4 protein-coding genes and 3 pseudogenes are annotated in these 4,829 nt (G+C 60.3%); 5 read left to right on the top strand and 2 right to left on the bottom strand.

Features of this window, described 5'->3' with window-relative positions:
* Positions 1 to 352: 352 nt before the first annotated feature.
* Positions 353 to 568: pseudogene (istB, locus tag AKG12_RS29980) on the bottom strand (IS21-like element ISSsp4 family helper ATPase IstB); the annotation flags it as partial.
* A gap of 14 nt (positions 569 to 582) precedes the next feature.
* Between istB and AKG12_RS28795 the strand changes: the two are divergent.
* From AKG12_RS28795 to AKG12_RS30565, 3 genes and pseudogenes are all read left to right on the top strand, one after another.
* Positions 583 to 939 (top strand): annotated as a pseudogene (locus AKG12_RS28795) (TetR family transcriptional regulator C-terminal domain-containing protein); the annotation flags it as partial.
* Positions 940 to 981: 42 nt separating this feature from the next.
* Entirely contained in the window at positions 982 to 1,464 is a 483-nt protein-coding gene (locus AKG12_RS28790; protein WP_197283373.1) for a sensor histidine kinase, read from the top strand.
* A 14-nt stretch (positions 1,465 to 1,478) separates the two neighbouring features.
* A pseudogene (locus AKG12_RS30565) lies at positions 1,479 to 1,718 on the top strand (DDE-type integrase/transposase/recombinase); the annotation flags it as partial.
* A gap of 151 nt (positions 1,719 to 1,869) precedes the next feature.
* Here the strand turns inward: AKG12_RS30565 and AKG12_RS28785 are convergent.
* Entirely contained in the window at positions 1,870 to 2,490 is a 621-nt protein-coding gene (locus AKG12_RS28785) for a TetR/AcrR family transcriptional regulator (protein WP_046802491.1), read from the bottom strand.
* 96 nt (positions 2,491 to 2,586) lie between these two features.
* Between AKG12_RS28785 and AKG12_RS28780 the strand changes: the two genes are divergently transcribed.
* Complete coding sequence (locus tag AKG12_RS28780) at positions 2,587 to 3,576, top strand: zinc-dependent alcohol dehydrogenase family protein (RefSeq protein ID WP_052821444.1); 990 nt, start codon at positions 2,587 to 2,589, stop codon at positions 3,574 to 3,576.
* A 593-nt stretch (positions 3,577 to 4,169) separates the two neighbouring features.
* Entirely contained in the window at positions 4,170 to 4,460 is a 291-nt protein-coding gene (locus AKG12_RS28775) for a metal/formaldehyde-sensitive transcriptional repressor (RefSeq protein ID WP_052821443.1), read from the top strand.
* Positions 4,461 to 4,829 lie beyond the last annotated feature (369 nt).

Here is a 4,829-nt window from a genome sequence, read left to right as displayed (position 1 = left end):
TGCGCCATCGAAAATTCGTCGACGTTCCCATACTGGCAGGGAGTATCTGTATCATACTCCCTGCCAGTATACAAGAGGTGTCCGAGTGGGGATGTCAAACGAGAGATGGGATGTCGGGGTAGCTTCAGCTCGCAGGGCTCGCTGATGCTATGGTCAACGCGGTTCGGCTTGCCGATCAGCGGGGGCGATCGACAAGCCGAGAGGGGCATTTGTGCAGCAAGCCGTTCTGCCCCTGCGAAGCCGGAATGTCCCCGATCAAGACCGGGGACATTCCGGGCGGGGTCAGGCCGCGACCGAGCCGTGAGGATCGATGACGTACTTGAACGCCGATCCCTCATCGAACTCCTTGTAGGCCGCCGGAACGGGCGAAGGGGAGATAGCCCAGTTCGTCGAGCACAACGAGATCAAGACGTGAGAGTTGAGCGGCAAGGCTTCCCGCTTTGCCCAGACGTGCTTCTTCCTCAAGCCGGTTCACCAGGTCGACCGTATTGAAGTATCGGCCTCTGGTGCCGGCACGTACCACTGCGGCAGTGATGGCGAGCGCCAGATGGGTCTTGCCCGTGCCCGTTCAATGCCTTCGCGGTCGATGCGGAAACTGCGATGGAACGCCATGCGTTCGCGCGCGGTTGCCTTGTCGGTAATCTGCGCCAGGAAATGGGGGCGCTGCCCGAAGCCTTTCGCCAGCAGCTCAGCGACGTTTTCGCGGACTGGCAGCATCGCACGGCCCTATGCCTGCGAGCCGCGCAAGCTGCCGGTGAGATCGGAGCCCACCATGATGCTGATCGCCTCGCCGCCTTCTTCTGGATCGGGTGGGAAGGCGCCGTGCTGCGCGCCAAGCTCGAACGCAGCGGCGCTCCGCTCCGGACATTCGCGGAAGGGTTTTTCGCAATGATCCGCACCTGCCCCCCTTTTTTGAACAATTCTAGCCGATCGGTCTAATTTTGAGAAAGGAGCATTATCATGAGCACATTCCGAGCAGTCGTGATCGAAAAGAACCACACAGGCCAAACCGTCGCGCTGACGGATTTCAGCGAAGCCGATCTGATGGAAGGCGATGTCACGCTTCGGGTGTCCGCTCGCATCCCCAATCTGGGAGCCGCGCAGGAGCTGTTGATCCAGGATGAGGTCGAAGGCGCGGCGATCGGTGATATCGTGGATAGAGCCCTGCTCCCGTTCAAGGACCGGGATGCCGATCGCTTCACCGCCTCCGGTCCCCATGTAAGGCTCTCCCCGGAGATCACCTTGGCGCTGGCAATGGCGCTGCACGAATTGGCGACCAACGCCATCAAATACGGGGCGCTGTCGGTGCCGGAAGGCAGGGTCGCGATCGAATGGTCGATCAAGCAGCGGCAGGGCAAGCGTCACCTGTTCTTCTGTTGGGGCGAGCATGACGGTCCGACAGTGACCCTGTCTCGGAAAATGCTTCCTGCGAGAATGAGAAGGATCTGGCAAAATCGAAGCTGATTTAAGCTGGAGATGTCGTCGATGCCTATACCCGCGAGTGCCTGGCGATCCACGTCGATCAGGGGATCAAGGGTGAACAGGTGGTCGATGTCATGGACCGCCTGCTGTTCGAGTGCGGCAGTCCGCCTGCCAAGATCAGGGTGGATAATGGTCCGGAATTTATCTCGCGGGCGCTCGACCACTGGGCCTACATCAACCGCGTCACGCCGGACTTCAGCAGGCCGGGAAAGCCGACCTACACGGATGTTGTAGAAAAGCCCTTTCAACCGGGCGCGGGCATTTTCTTTGAGCGGGAGCTGGCGCGATCAGGTCAATCCGGACATACGGACTGGGCTCGCAGTGGGCTTTGCCGCAGATCGACAGAGGCTTGTTGCAAGAACACCGAGGACGATCTCGCCTGGACGATTACACCGCAGCTGGCCATCGATCGAGTGCCATTTTGGCGATGGAGAGCAGTTCGTTGATCGTAGCGCCATCGCGCGCTTGAACGGACATGCCTTCCATTACCGTATTGATGAATTTGCCTAGGACGGCCGGATCGGCATTGGCCGCAAGCTCGCCCTGCGCGGCGCCGCGATGCAGACGCTCGATCAGGAGGGCCTCCGCCGCGATACGCTTATTGCGCAGTAGGCATTCGATGGCGACGGACGCCGGCGACACTGCTGCCGCTGCCGAATACATGAAGCAGCCGGCCGGCGTTCCAGGTTCCGAGAACGATGACGCCGCTCGTTCCAGCAGGCCCGTGACGGCCTCGAAGGTGGACAACGCCGGATCGTTGATCGGCGCGTAAAGGTGGACGCTGAACGTCGCGGCGTAGCGGTCGATCACCGCCGCGAACAGCCCCGCCTTGTTGTCAAACGCCGCATAGAGACTGGCGGCGGCGACGCCAGTCTCCGCCACCAGATCGGCCATCGACGTCGCCTCGTAGCCGCGCTGCCAGAACAGCCGTACCGCCTTGTCGAGCGCTGCGTTAGTGTCGAACACGCGAGGGCGACCTGCGCCGCGACGTGCTTTCGTCTCTGTCATGTCTGGCGCCCGATATGGAATGATCGATAAATAATATCTTGAAACTGGTGGCCCAAACCTATACAGAACGATCATTCAATATTCAAGGAGTGTCCCATGAGCCGCATCGTCCGTATCCACGAATATGGCGACGCCAGCGTCCTCAAGATTGAAGATGTGGCAGTGCCCGCGCCCGCGGCAGACGAAGTGCAGATCGCGGTCAAGGCGATAGGTATAAACCGCGCCGAAGTGATGTTCCGCAACCACGCCTACCTTCAGGAAGCCGAGTTCCCGAGCCGACTCGGCTACGAGGCTGCCGGCACTGTCGTTACGGTCGGGGCGGACGTGACCGGGTTTGCGGAGGGCGAAGCTGTCAGCGTCATCCCCCCGCTCGATATCGCGCGCTGGGGCACCTATGGCGAGGTCGCCAACGTGCCCGCCCGCCTCGTCGTCAAGCATCCGGTGGCGCTGTCGTTCGAGGAAGCGGCGGGCGTGTGGATGCAGTACGTCACCGCTTGGGGCGCCCTGGTGGAGCAGGCGAAGCTCGGCGAGGGCGATTTCGTCATCGTCACGGCTGCTTCCAGCAGCGTCGGCCTTGCTGCCTTCCAGATTGCGCGGATGGTCGGCGCGACGGTGATCGCGACGACGCGTACCGGCGCCAAGCGCCAGGCCCTGCTTGATGCCGGTGCACATCATGTCGTCGCGACCGAGGAAGAGGATCTGGTAGCGAAGGTGATGGAGATAACCGATGGTGCAGGTGCGCGCGTGGTGCTCGATCCGGTCGGAGGCCCATCGTTCGAGCCGCTGACCGCGAGCATGGCGCGCGGCGGCATTCTGCTCGAATATGGCGCGCTCAGCGGCGAGCCGACGCCGTTCCCGCTGTTCTCCGTGCTGGGCAAGAGCCTCACGCTCAAGGGTTATCTCTATAGCGAGATCGTCTCGGACGACGACGCCCTCGATCGCGCCAAGGCGTTCATCGTGGCGGGCTTGGAATCGGGCGCGCTCAAGCCGCGGATCGCGCGCACCTTCCCGCTCGACGCCATCCAGGACGCGCACCGCTTCCTCGAATCGAACGACCAGATCGGGAAGGTCGTCGTTACGGTCTGACCGGCAAAGCTGGGGAAGCCAGCGATGGCTCCCCCTTCCCGGACACAGGATCGGACCCTCAGCGCCTATGTTGTCGTTGCATGTGGCGGACGCTTTGGAGAAAGACCGCTACTCCTCCGCGTGCAAGACTTGTCTCAGGGCAACATGTCGGCGATTTCATCTCCGTCGGCGCCTGATCGGGGTAGCAGCAGAGCCCTGCGACACAAATTAGAACCAGCTGCACAGCGCATCGTTCAGCGAAGTTTTCCCTATTGGCATAAACGCCGTTACCCGGGTCGTGCCAGTAGCGATGCGAGATTCGCAATTATCCAACGTCCTCCCTGTTTCGCCACGCCAGAAAATTTCGGATCTGCAATTGGGATTGAGAGCATGAAGCACGCCGAGTCCAACCTGCTTGATCCGAAACTATGCATCGCTAACGCACTCACAAGTATTAGAGGGCCAACGATCCCAACAGTGGTGTCCCTGCCAGATGGGGGCGAATTTTAAAACGGCAGGGGGGACCTCGCCTGGTTACAGAAGCGCCAGTCTCTGAACAGTATTGAAACTCCCCTCCTGTATAGTATGCTGAAGCGATTTCTCGGGAAAGCGCGATGCCACATTCATCAGAGGACAAGAAGCGAGCCATCACACGCTTGCGGCGTATTAAGGGCCAGGCGGACGCTCTGGAACGCGCGATCGAAGCCGGGGCCGATTGCGCTCCCCTACTGCAGCAAATTGTCGCCATGCGTGGCGCGACAAATGGACTGATGGCAGAAGTGATGGAGAGTCACCTTAGGGAAACATTCGGTACCGGTGTAGATCCGACCGTCAAAAGCGAGGGCAGCGATCGCGAAGACGACGTCGAAGGCGTAATGAAGATTCTGCGTACTTATCTTAAGTAACGATTTCAGGCTCGTTTTCTTGCCCGTTCTCGCCCGCAGTTAGAGCAAAAGCCTCGTATCCAGCCAACCGGTGCTGTTCACCAGAGCGCAGACTTTCGGCGTTCCGGGCCTGAATTTTGTTGCCGGCGTAGCGAAGCGAACGCCTTCTCTGGCATTTTCACCGCGCCAGGATCGATGGACCCTTCAAGATCGATGGGCGGGTCACAGGCTGTGGGCGACACAGAGGTGGAGGCCTGTGAAACGAAGCCACCCCATGCACGCCTTCTCTGGTTTGACATCCTCACTCGGACACCTCTTGTATACTGGCGGGGAGTATGATACAGATATTCCATGCCAGTATGAGAACGTCGATCAATTTACGATGGCGCC

This window comes from Agrobacterium sp. SUL3 (assembly GCF_001263295.1).
Classification (GTDB): Bacteria; Pseudomonadota; Alphaproteobacteria; order Rhizobiales; family Rhizobiaceae; genus Agrobacterium; species Agrobacterium tomkonis.
This window is presented reverse-complemented; position numbering and strand designations above follow the sequence as displayed.

Excerpts from the sequence above, each read along its gene's own strand:
- AKG12_RS28785 (WP_046802491.1), bottom strand. The coding sequence starts at position 2,490 with ATGACAGAGACGAAAGCACGTCGCGGCGCAGGTCGCCCTCGCGTGTTC.
- AKG12_RS28780 (WP_052821444.1), top strand. The coding sequence starts at position 2,587 with ATGAGCCGCATCGTCCGTATCCACGAATATGGCGACGCCAGCGTCCTC.
- AKG12_RS28775 (WP_052821443.1), top strand. The coding sequence starts at position 4,170 with ATGCCACATTCATCAGAGGACAAGAAGCGAGCCATCACACGCTTGCGG.